Source organism: Microcoleus sp. FACHB-672, from assembly GCF_014695725.1.
GTDB lineage: Bacteria > Cyanobacteriota > Cyanobacteriia > Cyanobacteriales > Oscillatoriaceae > FACHB-68.
This window is the reverse complement of sequence record NZ_JACJOU010000007.1, coordinates 377,953-398,466: the sequence shown is the minus strand read 5'-3', so window position 1 is coordinate 398,466 and position 20,514 is coordinate 377,953. Positions and strand designations below refer to the sequence as shown.

14 protein-coding genes are annotated in these 20,514 nt (G+C 45.8%); 8 read left to right on the top strand and 6 right to left on the bottom strand.

The window, feature by feature from the left end; genetic code table 11:
* Nucleotides 1-27: 27 nt before the first annotated feature.
* Both ptsP and H6F56_RS05290 read left to right on the top strand, forming a co-directional pair.
* Nucleotides 28-2,559, top strand: a complete 2,532-nt coding sequence (gene ptsP / locus H6F56_RS05295) for a phosphoenolpyruvate--protein phosphotransferase (RefSeq protein WP_190665791.1) — start codon at nucleotides 28-30, stop codon at nucleotides 2,557-2,559.
* Between the two features lie 125 nt (nucleotides 2,560-2,684).
* Nucleotides 2,685-3,749, top strand: coding sequence for an ADP-ribosylglycohydrolase family protein (locus H6F56_RS05290; RefSeq protein WP_190665790.1), 1,065 nt, complete (start codon nucleotides 2,685-2,687; stop codon nucleotides 3,747-3,749).
* Between the two features lie 182 nt (nucleotides 3,750-3,931).
* Here H6F56_RS05290 and H6F56_RS05285 read toward each other — a convergent pair whose 3' ends face one another.
* Both H6F56_RS05285 and acnB read right to left on the bottom strand, forming a co-directional pair.
* Nucleotides 3,932-4,135: a hypothetical protein gene (locus H6F56_RS05285; protein ID WP_190665789.1), complete on the bottom strand. Its 204-nt coding sequence runs from the start codon at nucleotides 4,133-4,135 to the stop codon at nucleotides 3,932-3,934.
* 147 nt (nucleotides 4,136-4,282) lie between these two features.
* Nucleotides 4,283-6,889: a bifunctional aconitate hydratase 2/2-methylisocitrate dehydratase gene (gene acnB, locus H6F56_RS05280; protein ID WP_190665788.1), complete on the bottom strand. Its 2,607-nt coding sequence runs from the start codon at nucleotides 6,887-6,889 to the stop codon at nucleotides 4,283-4,285.
* A gap of 696 nt (nucleotides 6,890-7,585) precedes the next feature.
* Here acnB and H6F56_RS05275 point away from each other — a divergent pair.
* Nucleotides 7,586-11,821, top strand: a complete 4,236-nt coding sequence (locus H6F56_RS05275; protein ID WP_206753389.1) for an EAL and GGDEF domain-containing protein — start codon at nucleotides 7,586-7,588, stop codon at nucleotides 11,819-11,821.
* A gap of 39 nt (nucleotides 11,822-11,860) precedes the next feature.
* On the opposite strand, the gene H6F56_RS05270 is transcribed toward H6F56_RS05275, so the two are convergent.
* Entirely contained in the window at nucleotides 11,861-13,996 is a 2,136-nt protein-coding gene (locus tag H6F56_RS05270) for a GAF domain-containing protein (protein ID WP_190665786.1), read from the bottom strand.
* 408 nt (nucleotides 13,997-14,404) lie between these two features.
* On the opposite strand from H6F56_RS05270, the gene H6F56_RS05265 reads away from it, so the two are divergent.
* The gene (locus H6F56_RS05265) at nucleotides 14,405-15,235 is read left to right on the top strand and encodes a pantothenate kinase (RefSeq protein WP_190665785.1); all 831 of its coding nucleotides are present in this window, start codon (nucleotides 14,405-14,407) and stop codon (nucleotides 15,233-15,235) included.
* Between the two features lie 152 nt (nucleotides 15,236-15,387).
* On the opposite strand, the gene H6F56_RS05260 is transcribed toward H6F56_RS05265, so the two are convergent.
* Both H6F56_RS05260 and bcp read right to left on the bottom strand, forming a co-directional pair.
* A complete protein-coding gene (locus H6F56_RS05260; RefSeq protein WP_190665784.1) occupies nucleotides 15,388-15,843 on the bottom strand; it encodes an NUDIX domain-containing protein in 456 nt (151 codons plus the stop codon).
* Between the two features lie 130 nt (nucleotides 15,844-15,973).
* Nucleotides 15,974-16,444, bottom strand: a complete 471-nt coding sequence (bcp, locus tag H6F56_RS05255; RefSeq protein ID WP_190665783.1) for a thioredoxin-dependent thiol peroxidase — start codon at nucleotides 16,442-16,444, stop codon at nucleotides 15,974-15,976.
* A 392-nt stretch (nucleotides 16,445-16,836) separates the two neighbouring features.
* Here bcp and H6F56_RS05250 point away from each other — a divergent pair, with 392 nt between their 5' ends.
* Complete coding sequence (locus tag H6F56_RS05250) at nucleotides 16,837-16,995, top strand: hypothetical protein (RefSeq protein ID WP_190665782.1); 159 nt, start codon at nucleotides 16,837-16,839, stop codon at nucleotides 16,993-16,995.
* A gap of 189 nt (nucleotides 16,996-17,184) precedes the next feature.
* On the opposite strand, the gene tyrA is transcribed toward H6F56_RS05250, so the two are convergent.
* The gene (gene tyrA / locus H6F56_RS05245; RefSeq protein WP_190665781.1) at nucleotides 17,185-18,270 is read right to left on the bottom strand and encodes a bifunctional chorismate mutase/prephenate dehydrogenase; all 1,086 of its coding nucleotides are present in this window, start codon (nucleotides 18,268-18,270) and stop codon (nucleotides 17,185-17,187) included.
* A 392-nt stretch (nucleotides 18,271-18,662) separates the two neighbouring features.
* Here tyrA and H6F56_RS05240 point away from each other — a divergent pair, with 392 nt between their 5' ends.
* The 3 genes from H6F56_RS05240 (at nucleotide 18,663) to H6F56_RS05230 (ending at nucleotide 20,466) form a co-directional block, all read left to right on the top strand.
* Complete coding sequence (locus H6F56_RS05240; RefSeq protein WP_199312580.1) at nucleotides 18,663-19,439, top strand: cysteine hydrolase family protein; 777 nt, start codon at nucleotides 18,663-18,665, stop codon at nucleotides 19,437-19,439.
* Between the two features lie 74 nt (nucleotides 19,440-19,513).
* On the top strand, nucleotides 19,514-19,969 hold the full coding sequence (locus H6F56_RS05235; protein ID WP_190665780.1) for a cupin domain-containing protein: 456 nt from the start codon (nucleotides 19,514-19,516) through the stop codon (nucleotides 19,967-19,969).
* A gap of 152 nt (nucleotides 19,970-20,121) precedes the next feature.
* Complete coding sequence (locus H6F56_RS05230; RefSeq protein WP_190665779.1) at nucleotides 20,122-20,466, top strand: DUF952 domain-containing protein; 345 nt, start codon at nucleotides 20,122-20,124, stop codon at nucleotides 20,464-20,466.
* The last annotated feature ends 48 nt before the right edge of the window (nucleotides 20,467-20,514 follow it).

Genomic DNA, 20,514 nt, shown 5'->3' with positions numbered 1-20,514 from the left:
AGCGATTCCTTTAAAAAGGCATGAACAATGGTTGGAATTGTGATTGTGTCTCACAGTGCAAAGCTGGCAGAGGGAGTGCGGGAACTGGCGCTACAAATGGTTCAAGGGGATGTGAAAAGTGCCATAGCCGCCGGCATGGATGATGCGGAAAATCCCTTTGGCACGGATGTGATGCAAGTTTATCAGGCAATAGAGTCTGTTTATAGTGACAGTGGCGTTGTGGTTTTGATGGATCTGGGCAGTGCGGTGATGAGTGCAGAAATGGCTTTGGAATTTCTGCCAGAAGAGCGCAGATCTAAAGTTAAACTGTGCGAAGCGCCGTTGGTTGAGGGAACGATTGCGGCAATGATTCAGGCATCTGCCGGCGCGGATATTGAAGAAGTCATGGCTGAAGCGCGGGGGGCGCTAGGAGCAAAGGCGGCGCAGTTATCAATTGAAATCAGTCACTCAGAGATTGCGACAGATGAGGTAAAGCATCAACAGAGTGAAGTGCAGCTTACGGTTAAAAATCAGATGGGTTTGCACGCCCGCCCTGCTGCGAAATTCGTTGCCACAGCTTGCCGGTTCGAGTCTGAGATCACGGTGCGAAATGTGACTGCATCGAGGATGCCGGTGAATGCCAAGAGTATCAATCAGGTGATCACGTTAAGCGTGCGCCAAGGACAAATGATTGCAATCTCGGCAGATGGATCGGATGCAACAGATGCGTTGGCAGCCCTGCAAGCCCTGGTTGAAGCGAATTTTGGTGAGGAAGTTCATCAGCCAAAACAAGTTTCAACGCCCAACATTGTGCGATCGGGCGCACTTTCGGGCATACCGGCATCAAAAGGCATTGCCATCGGGCCGGTTATTTTATACCACGCTACGGTTCCGGAAATACAGACGCAGTACGCAGAAAATCCTGAAAGCGAATGGCAGCAGTTACAAACAGCCATTCAAACCGCTCGTACTCAAATTCAAATTCTCCGCCAAAAGGCAGCCGCGCAAGCGGGGGAAGCGAAGGCAGCAATTTTTGACGCGCATCTACTGTGCTTGGAAGATCCAGCAATTTTAGCAGCGACGCGAAAGGGCATTTTTGAGGGAAATTTGAGTGCTGCGGCTGCGTGGAAAGCTGCAATTGATGAGATAGTGGCGGCTTACGAAACCCTGGAAGACAATTATTTACAGGCAAGAGCGGCGGATGTGACAGATGTGAGCCGGCGCGTTTTGAGATTGCTTGCCGGCGAGGTATCTACAGCCATTGATTTGAAAGCGCCGGCAATTCTAATCGCAACTGATTTAAGTCCTTCGGAAACCGCACAGTTAGATTTAACTCAAGTGTTAGGTATTTGTACTGTTTATGGCAGTACAACTTCTCACAGTGCGATTTTGGCACGATCTCTAGGCATTCCGGCTGTGATGGGTGTAGATGCACAGTTGTTGCGCTTGGAAAATGGCACGGTGATTGCTTTGGATGGGGAAACGGGACAGATTTGGGTGGAACCTGACGCGGATCTGTTGGGGGAATTGCAAGGAAAACGGGAGAGTCTGGAGGCGCTAGGGCGGGAATTGGCAGCGGTGGCACAGCAGCCGGCAGTTACCCGCGACGGGCATCAGATCCGGGTGATGGCAAATGTTTGTGGGCTTCCTGATGCCAAAAGCGCTATTGCTGCCGGTGCTGAGGGAGTGGGATTATTGCGAAGCGAGTTTCTTTATTTGGATAAAGCGAGCGCTCCGACTGAGGAGGAGCAAGTGCGGGTATATGAGGCAATTGCAGAGAGTTTAGCGCCCCATCCTCTGATTATTCGCACGCTGGATATTGGCGGGGATAAGCCGGTGTCTTATTTAGATTTAGGGCAAGAAGCCAATCCTTTTTTGGGATGGCGGGGAATTCGTTTGCTGTTAGATTATCCGGATTTGCTGATAACTCAGTTACGAGCAATTTTGCGGGTGAGTCACCGGCATCCCATCAAGGTGATGTTTCCCATGATTAGCTGTGTGCGGGAAATCCAAGCGGCTAAGGAGATTTTAGCCACCGCTGCGGCACAGTTGCGATCTGCCGGCATTCCGTTTAATCAAGCGATGGAAGTAGGAATAATGGTGGAAGTGCCGGCGGCAGTGGTGATGGCGGATCAACTGGCTGTAGAGGTGGATTTTTTCAGTATTGGCACCAATGATTTGAGCCAGTATGTTATGGCAGCGGATCGCACAAATCCCAAGGTGGCAAGGCTTGCAGATGCTTTTGAGCCGGCAGTGTTGCGGATGATCGCACAAACAATTGCAGCGGCGCGTCATGCCGGCATTTGGGTGGGGGTATGCGGTGAGTTGGCGTCATCTTCCTTGGCGGTGCCAATTTTGTTGGGATTGGGGGTAGATGAGTTGAGTGTGAGTGTGCCGGTAATCTCTGCCGTTAAGGCAGCGATTTCACGTTTAACGATGGGGGAGGCACAAGCGATCGCCGGTGAGGTGTTGCGGTTGAATTCTGCGCCGGCAGTTAGAGATTATGTTGCCGGTCAGTTGGCAGGGCTAATTCATTGTGATGAGAGGAAATTAGCTAGTAGTCCGCCACAGCAACTTTGACGAGTAGCTCCTCTCAGGAGTAAACTGCTTTCATCCCAGCTATTGCGGTCAAAGCGAAGAAATATATTGTGAATTTGAGTTAAAAAGAAACAAGCTGGGTTTCTAAAGTAAATCTCACTCGTTAAATGCTGTTTCCAACTTCCAACTCAATCATTGGCTGTTTACTGGGAACCGCAGTCGGTGATGCCATTGGGCTTCCCTACGAAGGCTTATCTAAACATCGGCAACGTCGTCTTTATCCGACTGTAACCGGACACCAGTTCCTCTTTGGCAGAGGCATGGTTTCTGATGATACAGAACACATCTGCATGGTAGCTCAAGCCTTAATTATTTCATCTGGGGATGTCCAGACATTCAAGAAAGATTTAGCAAAGCGATTACGTTTTTGGTTACTCGGTTTGCCAGCCGGCATTGGATACGCCACTCTCAAAGCTATCTTAAGATTGTGGTTAGGATTTAAACCTGAACACTCTGGTATTTTCTCTGCTGGCAATGGCCCAGCCATGAGAAGCGCTATTATCGGTGTTTGTTATGGCGATGACTTCCAAAAGTTACGCGAATTAGTCAGAGCATCTACAAGACTTACACATACTGATCCTAAAGCGGAATTTGGAGCTTTAGCTGTGGCGATTGCTGCCCACCTATCCAGCCAACAATCAAATATTTCTCCTCAAAACTACTATCAGACTCTCCAAGAAATTATAGGAGCAGAAGCCAGTGAATTTTTGCAACTAATCAAGAAAGCTTGCAACAGCGTAAACGCTCAACAAACTACAGAATCATTTGCCGTTGAGTTAGGACTTGCGCGAGGTGTTAGCGGCTATATTTATCACACAGTTCCAGTTGTCATTCACGCTTGGTTGAGACATCAGCAAGATTACCCAGGAGCCATCCTGGAAATTGTTCGTTGTGGCGGTGATACAGATACCACTGCGGCAATTTTAGGAGGTATTATTGGGGCATCTGTAGGTCAAGAAGGTATTCCCATTCCTTGGCTTGAGGATTTGTGGGAATGGCCCAGAACTGTCAAGTGGATACAATTGCTGGGAAAGAGATTGGCTAATGTTTCTCATCAAGATGCCGTTTGCACCCCTTTAGAACTTCCGCTCTATAAACTTTTCTGGCGAAATCTTTTGTTTATGATTGTGGTCATTGTTCATGGCTTCCGTAGAATGTTGCCGCCATATTGAGCAACTTCGTGCCGCTCGCCTGCGAAGAGTCTACGCCTAATAACTGCAATGGGTACATCTGATTCCTTCAAAACTTGAACTATTAGGAATTTCTTCAAATAGCAAAGTTTTAATAGACTCAAAAGCTTGCGTACTTTTAAGAGCTTTGATATTTTTCAAAAAGCTCGGTTGATTGAGTGTATTCACTCTTTTTCAAGCTCTGCCAGTGCTGCATCCAAAGTTAGTGGACTTTCCTCTTTGACTTCTATCATGGCACCGATTAGCCCCTCATCCTCAATGGCTTCGAGAAGACGCTGATAATCATTGAAATCGATAATGACCTTCTGGATATGACCTTCGGTGTCAACAATTAATTCTTTGGCAAATGGATAGTTTTCAGCTTTCATTAAGTTTCTAATAATAAGAGGAATGTAACGTGAAGGTTTTTTTGCCTTTGTCTTATTTTTAGGCTATTTTAACAAAAAAAGCCCGCATTGGCGGGCTTAATTGCTATAACCCCAGATTTTTTTAAACCGAGGGGCATAGATTTATGCTTATCGCGTAGCCGCCGGCATCCCCAAAATATCCTCAATTCGGGGCATATCTTCCAGCGCAATCACACGTCCTTCATCCTCAAATCCCGTAATTTGATCGAAATTCAAATAGCGATACAAATCGCCGGCAAAAGGATGAATTTTTTTCGCCACAATATCCATGTATTCCTGGACAGTGGGAACCCGCCCTAACAGCGAACAAACTGCCGCTAATTCAGCAGAACCGAGATAAACTCGCGCATCTTTTCCCATGCGATTGTTAAAGTTGCGAGTCGAAGTAGAAAACACCGTTGTTGCATCCGCAACACGCGCCTGATTCCCCATACATAAACTGCATCCCGGCATCTCAGTTCGCGCGCCGGCAGCTCCAAATGTGCCATAAACGCCTTCTTCTTTCAACTGATACTCATCCATGCGAGTTGGAGGGCAAATCCACAAGCGTGTCTTCACGGCTCCTTCCCCTTCCAAAACTTTCGCACTTGCCCGATAATGACCAATATTAGTCATGCAAGAACCGATAAACACTTCTTGCACAGGATCATTCGCAACTTCAGACAGTAACTTCACATTATCCGGGTCATTGGGTGCGGCAACAATTGGCTCTTTGATTTCATTCAAATCAATCTCGATAATGGCTGCATACTCCGCATCCGGATCGGCTTCCATCAAGACTGGATTTGCTAACCATTCCTCCATTTTTGCTACGCGGCGCATAATCGTGCGAGCATCTTGATAACCTCGCGCCGCCATATTTTTCAACAGCGCCACATTAGATCGCAAATACTCAGAAACCGTTTCCACACTCAACTTAATCGTAGAACCGGCACAGGAACGCTCAGCCGTGGCATCTGTCAATTCAAAGGCTTGCTCAACCTTTAAATCTGGCAAGCCTTCAATCTCCATAATCCGCCCAGAAAAGATATTTTTCTTATTCTGTTTATCGGCAGTCAGCAAACCTTTTTGAATCGCCACATAAGGAATTGCATTCACAATATCCCGTAAGGTAATACCAGGTTGCAATTCACCTTTGAATCGCACTAAAACTGATTCTGGCATATCCAAAGGCATCAACCCTAAAGCCGCAGCAAATGCCACCAAACCTGAACCGGCCGGGAAGGAAATTCCTAGGGGAAAACGCGTATGAGAATCACCGCCGGTGCCTACCGTATCCGGCAATAACATCCGGTTCAACCAAGAGTGAATAATGCCATCACCGGGACGTAAAGCAACACCGGCACGCTGGGCAAAGAAATCAGGCAATTCATGGTGAGTCTTTACATCCACCGGCTTGGGATACGCCGCAGTATGACAGAAACTTTGCATTACCAAATCAGCCGAGAAACCCAAACAAGCAAGTTCTTTCAACTCATCCCGTGTCATCGGCCCTGTGGTATCTTGAGAACCAACGGTTGTCATCATTGGCTCACAAGAAGTGCCGGGACGCACACCGGATAAACCGCAGGCTTTGCCCACCATTTTCTGTGCCAGGGTGTAACCTTTGCCGGTATCAACCGGGGGGCGAGGGCGAACAAAAATTGGGCTAGGATCTAAGCCGAGAGCAATTCGCGTTTTATCGGTGAGTGCTCGCCCAATTAACAGCGGAATTCGCCCACCGGCACGCACTTCATCTAAAATCGTGTCAGGCTTGAGCGTAAATGTTGAAATCACTTCCCCCGTTTCATTGGTGATTTCACCTTTGTAAGGATGAATGGTAATCACCATGCCGGTTTCCATCTGGGTAACATCGCACTCGATGGGCAAGGCACCCGAATCTTCAGCGGTGTTGAAGAAAATGGGGGCGATCGCAGTGCCTAAAATGTATCCCCCAGAGCGTTTATTCGGCACGAAGGGAATATCATTGCCAATGTGCCACAGCACTGAGTTAATAGCAGATTTACGCGAGGAACCTGTTCCGACGACATCCCCGACATACGCCACAGGATGCCCTTTCTGCTTCAACTCTGCAATGGTTTGCACCGCTCCTGGCAGCCGCGATTCCAGCATGACTGCGGCGTGTAAGGGAATATCCGGGCGCGTGGTAGCGTGGGGTGCCGGTGAAAGATCGTCTGTATTTGTTTCTCCCGGCACCTTAAACACGGTGAGGGTGATGGCTTCTGGCAGCTTTGGACGCCCGATGAACCAATCTGCTGTTGCCCAAGAGTCGATGACTTGCTTGGCATAGGGATTGACATCAGACAAAGTTAAAACGTCGTGAAACGCATCAAATATCAGCAATGTTTTGCTTAAGGCTGCGGCGGCGGAGGCAGCGATCGCCGGCTCACTTGACTCTAGTAAACTCACCAACGATTGCACGTTGTATCCACCCATCATGGTGCCGAGAAGTTTCACTGCACCTTGGGGCACAATCAGGGGGCATTCAATCTCGCCTTTCGCAATCGCTGTTAAAAAGCCGGCTTTGACATAAGCGGCTTGATCAACACCGGGCGGGACGCGATCGCGCAATAACTCCAGCAGCGTCTCTTCTTCCCCTGCCGGCGGGTTTTTTAGTAACTCGCACAACTCAGATGTTTGTGGGGCATCCAACGGCAGTGGCGGAATTCCCAAAGCCGCCCGCTCAGCAACGTGTTTCCGATAAGATTCCAGCATTTTGGCACTCTCCACAGATGGCATCAGCACAAGGATTGCAGTGATCGTCGGTGCGTATTCTAATACGCCCTTGTTCTTGAGGTTACTGCCACCTCAAAGCTCGTTACAGTTGGCAGTGAACGAAATTATCAATTCTCGTAAAGTTTTTCACTGTCTTCTTCTCTCCTGCCGTTACGGTTAATTAATATAGGAGAAAATTTAGGCGGGCTATTGTTCTGTAAGCTTTTTAGGTTACTTCGCATTTTTATATAAATTAAGTAATCAAACAGACTTAATCAAAAAATACCCTCTCTCGCCCTACTTTCTTCCCACTCTCAGATTACCGATATCGGTTATTCTTTTTCTCGCTCTCCCCCTAGCCCCTAATCCCTAGCCCCTATTTTGCGGAATCGTTGCATTTTTTTGCCGGCAAAACTTTTTTTCTGGATAAAATTTAAAAAGGCAAGACCGAGACTTTTCTAGCTGTTTTCCGGGATGTTGAATTCAATCTCACGAACTGATCGGCTGACTTAGCGCTTACCACCATCATATCATTGCCCGGACTATTTAATTTCTAGATGAATATATAGATTTTAAATCAGACATAAAAATTTAATTTATGTTTAAGATTAATTAAATATCTTTTCAGATTCATACTCAACGTGTTGAAATTGTCAGCAAAATCTTAATAGATAGCATTTATCATAGATAAGCACTTTGTTCAGCTCCAAAGAACCGTTTGAAATCAAACCTAGCAGTTGGTTGCCGCAATCCAGGCAGGTAGAACAAGTAAACCCAAAACTGGCAAAACTCATGAGCGATAGCCGTGAAGGGGGTATTTCGCCTGTTGTAGCGCAGGCATCCTTGCCGCCCGCCCAGGAAACTAGGCAGGAATGTTGTGGCAAACAGTCTGAATTACCCGGTGATTTTCAGGCATTTGTCAAGTTGATGCCGGTGCCGGTGGCGATCAGCCATGTTGCCACCGGCACGATTTTGGATAGTAATGAACTTTTCTGCCAAATTATAGGAATTTCGCGTCAGCAATTAATTGGACGCAGCAAAACAGACTTTTATTACGATCCGAGTGATCGTCAAATTCTGTTAGAGGCACTGAAGCGAGACGGATCGGTTCATAATTATGAAGTCCGCTTCAAAAAAGCAGACGGCACCCCCTTTTGGGTTGCTGTGTCATTGCAGTCGATAACCTTCAACGACGAACCGGCAATTCTAAGTACCTTCTGCGACATTACCGAACATAAGCGTTCACAAGAGTTGCAGCGTGAAAGTGAAGAACGCTATCACCGACTCTGCGAACTTTCTGCCGATGCGATCATTATCCACGCTCACGGCAAATTGGTTAACATCAATGCTGCCGCGATGAAATTAATGGGGGCGGCGGAACCCCAAGAACTCATCGGAAAACCGATTTTAGATTTTATTCATCCCAACTCACAAAACAATTTTAAATCTTCACTTTTGGATTCTGAACTACAATCTTCAACTCAAAAGATAAAATGCCAAATTCAAAAAATATCGGATAGACAAATTATTGACGTTGAAGTAGTGGGTGCGGCGGTCACTTATGAAACTCAACCGGCAACCCAGCTCATTCTGAAAGACCTCACAGAACAATGTCAGACTCAACAGGCACTCGCGCACGCGAATGAGCAACTCCAAACTATCCTAGAAGCTGTGCCGGGAATTGTTTCTTCGATTAGCTCAGATTTGCGTTATTTGGGAGTTAACCGGCATTTAGCTAAACTTTACAACTTGAACCCAGAAGCTTTTGCCGGTCGAGACATCGGCTTTCTCGGTTCTAGCCCAGAGTTTAACGAATTTGTGCGTCAGTTTTTTGCAAGTTCCGCAACGGAATCTATCCAAGAACTGCCAGCAGAAATTAATGGGGAATTGCGAAATTATCTGATTGTGACTCAAAAATACAATCAGGGCAAAGCCGCATTTTTAGTAGGCATTGATATCACGAACCGCAAACAAGCACAGGCATCACTGCAACAAAGCGAAGCGCGGTTAAAGTTTGCCCTGAAAGCAGCCCGCATGGGGGTTTGGGATTGGGATATCCAAACCGATACCATTAGATGGTCAGATGAAGTTGCAGCCATTTTTGGAATTCAGGATAATTCATTTGCCGGCACTTATAAAGACTACTTGCAATTTATTCATCCTGAAGATTTTGATCGGGTGAGAAATGCCATCGCCCAAACCCTACATGAGGGGGAAGACTATGCGATTGAGCATCGCATTATTTGGTCAGATGGGACTATCCGCTGGGTGGGTTGTCAGGGTGAAGTTTGGCGGGACGATGCCGGCGAAGCGATCCGCCAGATCGGGACAGTTATCGACATTACCGAACGTGCCTCCACAGAAGCCGCTTTAAAAGAATCGGAAGCCAACTTAAAAGCCGTTTTTAACAGTAGCTTGCAGTCGAGCATCCTGATTGACCGCAATTATAAAATTCTGGCCTTTAACAAAACCGCTAATCAAGGAGCCAAAGCAATTTGGCGGCGAGAAATTCAAGTCGGTGATTCTATTTATGACTACGTTTCCCCTGAAGATTTAGACAACTTTAATCGCCATTTTCAAGAAGCTATGCAGGGACGCTCGGTAAAGGTAGAGCGTAATGTCAAAGGAATGACAGACACCGATAATTGGTTTGAAGCCAATTATAATCCTGTGTTTAATGAGCAAGCAGAAGTTAACAGCGTTTGTTTTAGTGCAGTTAATATTAATGATCGGAAACAAGCGGTAGAAGCTCTCGCGAAAAGCGAAGAAGGTTTTCGTTCACTGGTTCAAAATTCTTCGGATTTAATTACTATTTTGGAAGCTGACGGAACCATCCGTTATGAAAGCCCTTCAATAGAAAGAATTTTAGGTTACCAACCTGAACAATTAATTGGCCAAAAAGCCTTTGATTACATTCACCCCGAAGATACGCTAACGGTTCAAAATGGATTTGCTACGGCTATTCAACAAACCGATATTAGTGTAAAAATTGAGTTTCGCTTTCGCCATGCAGACGGTTCTTGGGTGTATTTAGAAGCGATTGGCAGTAACCGGCAGGACAACTGCGTGATCGGCGGTTTTGTTGTCAACTCTCGCGACATCACAGAGCGCAAACAACAGGAAGAACGGCTATGCTTGCTAGAACGCGCCATACATAGTAGCAGCAACGGCATTGTCATCACCGACGCGCAACAACCAGACAATCCAGCGGTTTATGTCAATGCCAGCTTTGAAACCATGACGGGTTACACGGCAGCAGAAGTGATCGGGCGTAACTTGCGGTTTTTGCAAAGTGATGACATCACTCAGCCGGCCTTAAATAAATTACGAACGGCAATTCGAGAGGGAAAAGATTGCAGGGTAACTTTACGAAACTATCACAAAAATGGCGAGCTGATGTGGTTGGAACTGCACGTTGCGCCCGTGTATAACGCTCAAGGTCAGCTAACTCACTTTATCGGTGTACAAACCGACATCACCGAGCGTAAAATGGCTGAGGAACAATTAATTTATAATGCGTTCCACGATGCGCTGACAGGGCTGCCCAACCGAGCATTGTTGATGGATCGGCTAGGACAAGCAATGGCACGAGCCAAACGATCTCCCGATTATTTGTGTGCCGTCCTTTTCCTCGATCTTGATCGGTTTAAAGTCGTCAATGACAGTCTCGGACATACCGTTGGAGATCGGTTGCTCAGAGCAATTGCCAGTAGACTGGAAAGCTGTCTCAATGACTTTAATCCTTCCATTTTTAATTCAGTATTCACTCCAACTTCAAACTCTGAAATTCAAAATTCTCAAAATTCTCTCATAGCACGTTTGGCGGGAGATCATTTCGTCATCTTGTTAGAAGGTATCCAGCAAGTCGATGATGCGATCACTTTGGCTGAGCAAATTCATAAGGAAATGCTCGCTCCTTTCAGCCTCAACCGGCATGAAGTCTTTATCACAACCAGCATTGGCATTGCTCTCAGTTCAAGCGATTATGGCTGGCAGGGCGATGTGCTGCGCGATGCCGACATTGCCATGTACCATGCTAAGGCGCGAGGCAAAGCACGCTATGCAGTGTTTGACAAAGCCATGCACGATCGGGCTGTGGCGTTATTGCATTTAGAAAATGACCTGCGACGGGCGTTAGATCGGCACGAGTTTGTGCTTTACTACCAGCCAATTATCTGCTTAAGCACCGGCAGGATTGCCGGCTTTGAGGCGCTGGTGCGCTGGCTGCACCCAACTCGCGGCATGGTTCCCCCAAGCGAGTTTATCCCAGTGGCAGAAGAAACAGGTCTTATCCTCCCCTTGGGTGTCTGGGTGCTGCGGGAAGCTTGCCGGCAGATGGCTTGCTGGATCGAGCAATTTTCTCAGAAAGCCGGTGAACATGGAACCGCAAATGGGGGGGAAATGAATAATCTCAATCCCTTACCCCTAACTATTAGCGTGAATCTTTCTGGAAAACAGTTCTTGCAACCCAATTTGGTAGAACAAATTGACCAAATTTTGACAGAAACAAATTTAAATGCCGGCTGTTTAAAGCTAGAAATTACTGAAAGTGCGATTGTCGATAATACTGAATCTGCAACCGACACCTTGTTGCAACTCAGAAGCCGGAATATTCAATTGTGCCTTGATGATTTTGGCACCGGCTATTCATCCTTGAGTTATTTGCATCACTTTCCCATCAATACCTTAAAAATTGACCGCTCTTTTGTCAGTCGAATCGGCCTTGAGGGCGAACATACAGAGATTGTTCGGGCGATTGTGATGCTGGCTCATAGTATGGGAATGGATGTCATCGCTGAAGGGGCAGAAACTCTAGAGCATATGTTACAAATTAGGGCTTTGGGCTGCGAATACGGTCAGGGATTCTTTATTTCCAAACCCCTAACTTCTGAAGCGGCAGAGGCGTTGCTGGTTGCTGAGTTGCAATGGTGATATGGATGCGTACAGGCGAAGCATTGGGAGAGAAATTGATCATTGCCCCTCGCCTTTCGCTTTAACCGGCAATTCCACAATAAACTCTGCACCTTCACCAGATGAACTAATGCAGCATAGCCGGCCTCCATGACCTTTTACAATCACCTGATAGCACATCGACAGCCCCAAACCCGTACCTTGTCCTATCGGCTTTGTGGTGAAGAAAGGGTCAAAAATCCGCTCTTGAGTATCTGCAGAAATGCCGGCACCATTATCACGAATAGAAATTGCTATCCAGTCGGGTGCGCTTTGCCAAGTGCGAATTGTTAATTCACCCAACTGATCGGTTGCTTCAACCGCATCTAAGGCGTTGTTGAGTAGGTTGAAAAACACTTGATTAATCTGGCCGGCGCAACATTCCACCTGCGGCAGATTCCCATATTCTTTATGAATAGTCACACGATCTTTGAGCCGGTGTTGCAGCATTGCCAAACTGCTTTCCACCCCCTCATTTAAATTCACCGCTTTAGATTCGGCTTCATCTAAGCGAGAAAAATTCCGCAACGTCAACACAATTCCGCGAATTCGCTCACTTCCTTGCTGCATAGACTTGAGCAGTTGGGGAAAGTCTTGTTGAATGTAATCTAACTCTAATTCCGCATTCAGCCGATCAACGGTTGCGGAGGAATCAGGACACAAATCTGCAACAACATTGATCGCCTGACTCAACACACCTGCATACTCTTGAGCATGGTGCAAATTGGCAAGAATAACGTTGTTTGCATTGTTCATTTCGTGGGCAATGCCGGCTACCATTTGCCCTAAACTGGATAACTTAACACTCTGAATTAACTGCATCTGAGCTGATCGCAATTCCTCTAAGGCTGCCTGCAACTGTTGAGCTTGAGCTTGAGATTTGGCAGCCGTGTCTTGAACTTTCGCGTAGAGTTCAGCTTGCTGAATTGAAATTGCTATTTGATCAGCCAGATCGGACAGCAACTCTATTTCTGAGGGTTGCCAGTTCCGGGGACTGCTGCATTCATGAGCGATCAACAGCCCCCACAAACGATTGGGGAGGGGCGGTTTTTCTGGGTTGTTCAAGTCTTGTGCCGGCTGGGAAGTTGCAGATTTCTCGCAAGTCTGCCCACCCCGACCCATAACAATCGGCACAATTAAATTCGCTTGAACTTGCAAGCTCTCTAAATATTTAACATGACACGGATTTAAACCGGCCTTGTGAATATCCGGAATGCTTCGCACACGCCCTTGCTGATACAGATGCGCGTACTCTTGGGAAAAGCAATTATCCGCTACCATGTCCCTAAAAATCGACGGCCAAGGGATAATTAAATCCTCAACCACTATCTCCCCGTGCCAGTTTTCTTTGAACTGGTAAATGACCACCCGATCTGAGTTGAGGATCTGACGCACGCCTCGCACCGCTGTTTGCAAAATCGTGTTTAAATCCAGGGTGCTGCGAATTTGATTTGTGACTAACCGCAACAAAGACTCTCGCTCAGCTTGACGCCGGCTTTCACTGTAAAGCTGCGCTTGATTAATCGCAATCGCCAGTTGACTGGCAACGCCTTCTAAAAGTTGCTGTTCCCACTCTGTCCACGCACGTTCGCGATCGCATTGCTGCACACCAATTGCCCCATTAACTCGTCCTTGGCAGCGAGTTGCAATCGCCAACATCGACCGAATGCCTAGGGTTCTTCCCAGTCCTCGCGCCCGCCGGCCCAACCCCGGAAACTCCTGAAAGTTTTTTACTGCCAGCGGCTCCGGTTGTGACACTAAAATCTTTAGGTGAGGGTTATCTGCAATAGGCACCTTTACCCCCAACTGCACGGGATAGCCACCTTGGTTATACTCCCCTCGTGTGATAAATGTATCTGCCTCTTCTAACTCATTGACCAGAATGCTCACGCGACTGCACTTGAGGGCTTGACCCAACAATCGGCACGCAGACGTCAGGATTTCTTCAAGATCCAGGGTGCTGCGAACAGAGTTGTTAATTTCATTGAGTAAAGCAGACATCTGAACTTGTTGTTTTAGTTGCAAGGTTTGAATGTCTTGTCTCTCACTATTTTTTGTCAGTGAAGGTGAGTCTTGGGATACTGACTTGTTTCCCTCTGGTAGGTATGAAGTTGAAAGAGGCCAGGGACATGAAGGTGCGTATATTTTGAAAGACATAGGACTTTCCACGAGGAAGTTGGCAATTTGAACCCGTGAAGTAGCTGCAACTTTATTTAAAACCTGAATCTTAAATCTTTATTAAAATTATATAATAGTATTTATAGTTTTGGTAAAGAAACTTCATTTTTAAAAGTAGGGAACCCGATAAAATACTGAGCGTCAAATAATCACAAACAATTAAGATAACGGTTCGTACTTGCATTCATCCGGAAAGTAAAGGGCATAATGCTTAGATGCCTTACTTTGCGCCTCAAAAGAGAACTCGCTCATAATAGAAGATTGCTATATAAAATTGAATATAATATAAATCTAAATTATAAAAATGCTAACGTCAAATGTTTCCTCTCCTCATGGGGTTGCCCCTCCAGCCGGGCAGATCCGGGTATCTGACAAAATATTCCTTCCATGAATCAAGCAAAGCGAGATGGCAAAAGCTGGTTAGCATTGGCAATCGGCAATTCTCGGCTGCACTGGGCGCGGTTCACCGGCAGCACCCTTGAGGGATTTTGGGATACACCTCACCTGCCGGCATCTATAGTTCAGCAGTTGATAGAAAGCAATTTTGAGGCGAATGTCTGGTTGCAAGAAATCCCTGATCTTGTAGAGACAAAGATATTGCTATCAGACAGCAAACCTCCGGCACTTTGGATCGCTTCTGTTGTCCCAGATCAGCTCAAACTTTGGCAAACTTATTCAAACGCGCAGATCATTACGTTGGATAATTTACCGTTATTGGGTATGTATCCCACCTTGGGAATTGACCGCGCTTTGGCTTTGTGGGGTGCCGGCAACCAGTTAGATTGGCCGGTTTTAGTCATTGATGCCGGTACTGCTTTAACCTTTACCGGCGCAGATCAATACCGGCAGCTTGTCGGTGGTGCAATCTTGCCGGGTTTGGGCTTACAGTTGCAGTCTCTTTCACAAAAAACTGCTGCGTTGCCACTTGTCAATACGTCCTCTGAAGCATCTCTTCCCTCACGCTGGGCATTGAATACTCCAGATGCCATTCAAAGCGGAATTATTTACAGTCTTTTAGCCGGCATCTGTAATTTTATTGAGGATTGGTGCCGGCGATTTCCTGATAGTTGTGTCGCACTTACCGGCGGTGATAGTCAGGTTTTATTTATCTATCTTCAAGTCTTTTCTAGGGAAATTGCAGCTAAAATAGTTGTTGATCCTCACCTAATTTTTTGGGGAATTCGTGAGCGAGTTTTTGCTGAGAATTCATCACAGTAAAGTTAAGTCAAGATGAGGGATTAAAAAGGAAAAAAATAAACAACTTTTATTTCTCGCGCAAATCGATAATTTAGGGGCTAACTAGCTAAGTCAGAGTTTTGTTTAGGTGATATAAAATTAGTTGGGATAAGGTTGAGAGTCCCAAATTTTGGTTAAGCTAAGGTAGTGACACCGTTTAAATAGTCTTGTAATTGTTGGGTGTGATCGTGAGCAAGTTTACCTTCTGGCAAGTCTGCCGGCAAAAATGCCCGAACTTCTCCAATTTCTAGACTATCCTCAATTTGCATATTTCCTTGCACTTCTGCTTCTATGAGAATGCAAATAGAATGAATTCTCGGATCGCGATCAGGTGCAGAATAAACGCCAACTAATCGGCGAACTTTTACTAATTCCAGCCCCGTTTCTTCTGCGAGTTCGCGTTTAGCAGCAGTGGCAATATCTTCTCCCCAATTCACAATGCCTCCCGGCAAACCCCACTCACCTGTATCTTGCCGGCGAACTAAGGCAATCTTGCCATCAGGTAATATGGGGATGATGGTAGTGCCGGTGATTGGATGACGGAAAATAATCCCCAGCACGGTTTGCACGAACTGCCATAAACGACGCATAAGTTAGGAAGCTTTCGCTCTACAAGAAGACATTGTTCAGGACGTTTGGCTAGGGTGGGTTGTGCCACACCGGCATCTTTGAAGGTTTTATCAGGATAACTCAAATAGATTCGCTTTAAACAACGTCCCCTCACCCCTTCTCTTGTCCCAAGTCAGCGAGGATTTGGGCGGCGTGGGATTCCGGTTTCACTTTGCGGTAGATTTTTTCAATCCTACCATCTGCACCGATCACAAACGTCGTGCGGTGAACGCCCATAAATTCTTTCCCCATAAATTTTTTAAGTCCATAGCTTTCATAAGCAGTCGCCACTTTGGCATCGAGATCGCACAGGAGGGGAAAGGGCAGTTGAAATTTCTGAGCAAATTTTGTGTGGGATTTGGCATCATCTGGGCTGATACCCAATACCACCACATCTTGAGCCTGATAATTGGAGTGGGCATCTTTAAAACCGCAAGCTTCTTTCGTGCAGCCTGGAGTGTTATCGCGGGGGTAAAAGTAGAGTACAACTTGCTTTCCCCGAAAATCTGCTAAACGAACTGCGTTGCCACCGGCGTCGGGCAGGCTAAAGTCGGGAGCGATATCACCAGGTTGAAGGGTCATCTGTGAATTTTGTCAATGAGTATAAGATTAAATTTTGAGTCGGCAAATTAAGAAAAGAGAAACGAATCTCTGAAGGCTCCGTCACCAAACTGTTATCATATACCTTGCAGATGCGAGTTTGGTAACGTCAGTCGTTGAGCGATCCGGTTGGAGAAAAGTTCAACATTGAGCGGTTGAGAAGTTCACAGAAAGCTTTAGCTGTCAGCCGGCCAAAGTAGTTGAACCTCTCTCACGAGAAAGGAGAACACTCCTAAGTTGGAAAGACCGATTTCTGAGCAAGAAATAGATAACTCTCCACTCAGAACGCTCGTCAAACGCCTGAGTAAGGCACACAGGCAACTCGCACAGCAAAAGTTTAGAAAAGTTCTTGTTTTTTATTTATTGAGGTAAACATGGCAAAACGCCGCAATCCAAAGAAAGAAAAAGCACTGCGTAATCGAGAATATGCACGGCAGTTTCGGAAACAAACAACGACGGGTCGCTTTTCTAGAAGAGAGCGCTCACCCATGAATGCGACAGATCAAGAAGAGTCAACGGGTGGTGAAGAGTAAAGGGTGAAGCATGGCACCGTCATGCTTGTAAAAGCCTAAAGTAGGTTTTTTGTTAGTCCCGTTTCCTTTGTTTCCTTAAAGAGAAAAAGCTGCCAGTATCAACCGGCAGCTTTTTTTACGAGTCGTAAGAAACAGGTCTACAGTTTAGTAAAGTTGTCTGGAATTGAAAAATTTATTTCTGCTAAATAATTAATACTTGCCTTGTTCAACCTCACCGGCAGCGATGATTGCACTCAAAGCATTGAGGACGTGGTTGCTTTCTCGCATGGCGCGATCAGCCTCTTCTCTATACACACTGTGAACTTGTTCAAATTGGCTCAGCAAGGCATCCCGATCTTTTTCTGTGACTAAATTTGCCAGCCGGCTGATGGTGGTTGCCAGTCTCGCAATCGCTTCACAGCGTTCTTCTGTTGCCAGCATGATGTCTACATACAGCGAGGCATCCTGAGCGAAAAGCCGGCTCACTAAATTAATTCCTAGGCGATAAATCGGGCTTGAAAATTCTAAACTGCGAGTAATGTCAACGCCTTCTTCTGCTAAGAAAACACCTAAGCTAAACGTAGAAAAATGCCGAATCGCCTGAACCGCAATCATCATTTGATCATGTTCTTCTGCTGGACAGACAATTAAGTTACTGCCCAGGCTTTTAATTAACTCTAAAAGCCATTGAAACGCTGCTTCGCCCCGCCCCGGACAAGCGACAACTGTTTGAGATAAAAATGATTTAACACCAGGGCCAAACATCGGATGCAAGCCCACAACCGGCCCGCTATGGTACTTCAGCATCGCCTCCACAAAGGGAGTTTTAATGCTAGTAATATCAGCTAGCACAGCAGTCGGTGAAAGATATTTAGCAGTTTGCTCAATTATTTCTATTGTCCGTTCAATCGGAACGCAAACCAAAACAAATTCTGCATCACCTAGCAGGTTCTCAGCTTGGTTCCAGTCATTGCGCCCTAAACTTTTAACTTGATGTCCTGCTGCGGTTAGCTGCTGCGTGAAAAATTGCCCCATCATGCCCCGCCCACCAACCACAACCACGCGTCGCGGAGTGACGTTTGTTGCAGATAAGGGGGCAGTGGCAAGCGCAGCCGCGCAACTGGTAATGACGTTTTCCCAGACAAATTCAGGAACGCCCTCTTGGACAAGTAGGGGTTTCGATTGAGACAGTTGTTCTTCTAGAGAAGGACGTTCAGATTCAGCTAATAGCGAAATTCTTTCCTTTAATAGCTTAATTAGATTTTGGTCGATTTGTTCGAGTTTGTTATTCGTCATTATATATTCCAAGAAAAATAGGTTGGCGGCTCTTCAACACTATTTATATCATTCTCTTTGCCGATTTTACAGCTCTGCACCGGCTCTAATCAGCAGGCAAACGCCAATTTGTTTCAATGCAACAGAGAAAACTGTCAAGCACATCTGTATTCGCTCGTCTTTCCGAGTATGACCCTATTTATAAGTTTTGTTTCATCGGTCGCGCTTCTATAGCCTTCACTGCCAAATTGTGAGTTAAGCTAATGTCTTAAAAGATGGCAGCAATATCGCCAGTATTTTACTGAGTGTTATAGGCAAAAATCATGAGGGAGGCAATCTCTATTTCTAAATGTCAACAAATGTGGAAAGTTACAAAAACTCTTAAAAGAGATTTGGCATGAGCCGGCTTGCTTATGAATATAAATCCCGATTTACGCATTTTAGGAGTTCCCCCTAACGCTTGGGCAGTTGATGAAGCGATTGCAGATATCACCCGCCCTCCCTTGGAACCGCACCCAGTTAATTTAGTAACAGAAACTAAAAAATTACGCCTAGACTTGGCAAAAGCAGCCATTCTTGTGATTGATATGCAGAATGACTTTTGCCACCCAGATGGTTGGTTGGCGCATATTGGCGTGGATGTGACACCGGCACGATCTCCTATTGAGCCTTTACAAGCATTGCTGCCGGCGCTGCGAAAAACCGGCATTCCTGTAATTTGGATTAATTGGGGTAATCGACCGGATTTGTTAAATATTAGCGCTGCCTCACGTCATGTTTACAACCCTGCTGGGAACGGCGTTGGACTCGGTGATCCGTTGCCGAATAACGGTGCGAAGGTATTAGAAGCCGGCAGTTGGGCCGCCGCCGTTGTTGATGAACTTGAACCGTTACCCCAAGATATCCGAGTGGATAAATATCGAATGAGTGGGTTTTGGGACACGCCTTTAGATAGCATCTTACGGAACTTGGGAAAAACCACTTTATTCTTTGCCGGCGTAAATGTCGATCAGTGTGTGATGGCAACCCTGCAAGATGCAAATTTCCTCGGTTATGACTGTATTTTAGTTAAAGATTGCGCCGGCACCACGTCCCCAGACTTTTGCCTGCAAGCAACCCTTTATAATGTTAAGCAGTGCTTCGGATTTGTGACAGATTCTCAAGGGATTTTCGATGCCCTTGAAAATTGAAAATTAAGGATTGAGAATCGAGAAAGAAAGTAAATCAGTTATTCATTCTTTATTCTTCACAGGAGAAACCCCAGATGGATGCCTCTCGTTGCGTGATTCCGGTGGTCAAGTCTCCCAAGGACTATCAAGCATTTCGCATTAGTCCTAATGATACGAATCGTTTAGCCATTGTATTTGAGCCAACAACTGCAAATTTTTCTGTGACGTTATGTGTGGAAATCTTTGATGTTGGCGGAAAAACGCCTCCTAACCGGCATCAATACGCCACTGAAATGTTTTTCATTCTCAAAGGAGAAGGACAAGCAAGCTGTGATGGAAAAACCGTTCCAATTCGTGCCGGCGATAGTATTTTAGTGCCACCCACGGGTATCCATCTGATTGAAAATACAGGTTCTAGCCGGCTGTATGCCTTGTGTATTATGGTGCCGAATGAAAACTTTGCTGAACTGATTCATAGTGGAGTGCCGGTGGAACTGGATGAAGAGGATTTAAGCGTTTTGCGTAGAACAGCAGTGCCGGCTTTTCGCTAATGGCTACGTTAACTATCTGATGGACTAAACTCAAAATCCTGGATAAATTCTTAAAACTGCCGGGATTGCGGTTACAATTACCAAATCTCTTTATTCAGAAGGGTGGGCTTTTAAGGAAAAGATTAAGCGATATCTATCTTGAGGACGTTTAAGTGAGTGTTATTTTACACATTACAAAGCGCGAACAGTGGGAACACGCAAAACCGGCAGGAGTTTATTACAGCCCAACATTAGAGACAGAAGGCTTTATTCACTGCTCAACCCCTCAGCAAATTATCCAAACTGCTAACCTTTTTTTTAAGAATCAAAAAGGCTTAGTTATTTTTTGTATTCAAGAAGAACAAGTTCAATCAGAAATTCGATATGAAGCGGTAGAAAGTAAGCATTTTCCTCACATCTATGGGCCGTTAAATCTTGATGCCGTTATCCAAGTGATAGATTTTGAACCTCAAGAAGATGGTAAATTTGAGTTGCCAGATGCCGTTGCTAATATTTAGCAAGAAACTTCGCTGCTTCTCTCTTGACTATTGGTAATTTTAATTTTT

What these genes read in the sequence shown, in the direction of transcription:
- H6F56_RS05270 (WP_190665786.1), bottom strand. Translation starts at nt 13,996, where the DNA reads ATGTCTTTCAAAATATACGCACCTTCATGTCCCTGGCCTCTTTCAACT.
- H6F56_RS05235 (WP_190665780.1), top strand. Translation starts at nt 19,514, where the DNA reads ATGGATGCCTCTCGTTGCGTGATTCCGGTGGTCAAGTCTCCCAAGGAC.
- H6F56_RS05290 (WP_190665790.1), top strand. Translation starts at nt 2,685, where the DNA reads ATGCTGTTTCCAACTTCCAACTCAATCATTGGCTGTTTACTGGGAACC.
- H6F56_RS05285 (WP_190665789.1), bottom strand. Translation starts at nt 4,135, where the DNA reads ATGAAAGCTGAAAACTATCCATTTGCCAAAGAATTAATTGTTGACACC.
- H6F56_RS05260 (WP_190665784.1), bottom strand. Translation starts at nt 15,843, where the DNA reads ATGCGTCGTTTATGGCAGTTCGTGCAAACCGTGCTGGGGATTATTTTC.
- H6F56_RS05265 (WP_190665785.1), top strand. Translation starts at nt 14,405, where the DNA reads ATGAATCAAGCAAAGCGAGATGGCAAAAGCTGGTTAGCATTGGCAATC.
- tyrA (WP_190665781.1), bottom strand. Translation starts at nt 18,270, where the DNA reads ATGACGAATAACAAACTCGAACAAATCGACCAAAATCTAATTAAGCTA.
- H6F56_RS05240 (WP_199312580.1), top strand. Translation starts at nt 18,663, where the DNA reads ATGAATATAAATCCCGATTTACGCATTTTAGGAGTTCCCCCTAACGCT.
- ptsP (WP_190665791.1), top strand. Translation starts at nt 28, where the DNA reads ATGGTTGGAATTGTGATTGTGTCTCACAGTGCAAAGCTGGCAGAGGGA.
- acnB (WP_190665788.1), bottom strand. Translation starts at nt 6,889, where the DNA reads ATGCTGGAATCTTATCGGAAACACGTTGCTGAGCGGGCGGCTTTGGGA.
- H6F56_RS05250 (WP_190665782.1), top strand. Translation starts at nt 16,837, where the DNA reads ATGGCAAAACGCCGCAATCCAAAGAAAGAAAAAGCACTGCGTAATCGA.
- bcp (WP_190665783.1), bottom strand. Translation starts at nt 16,444, where the DNA reads ATGACCCTTCAACCTGGTGATATCGCTCCCGACTTTAGCCTGCCCGAC.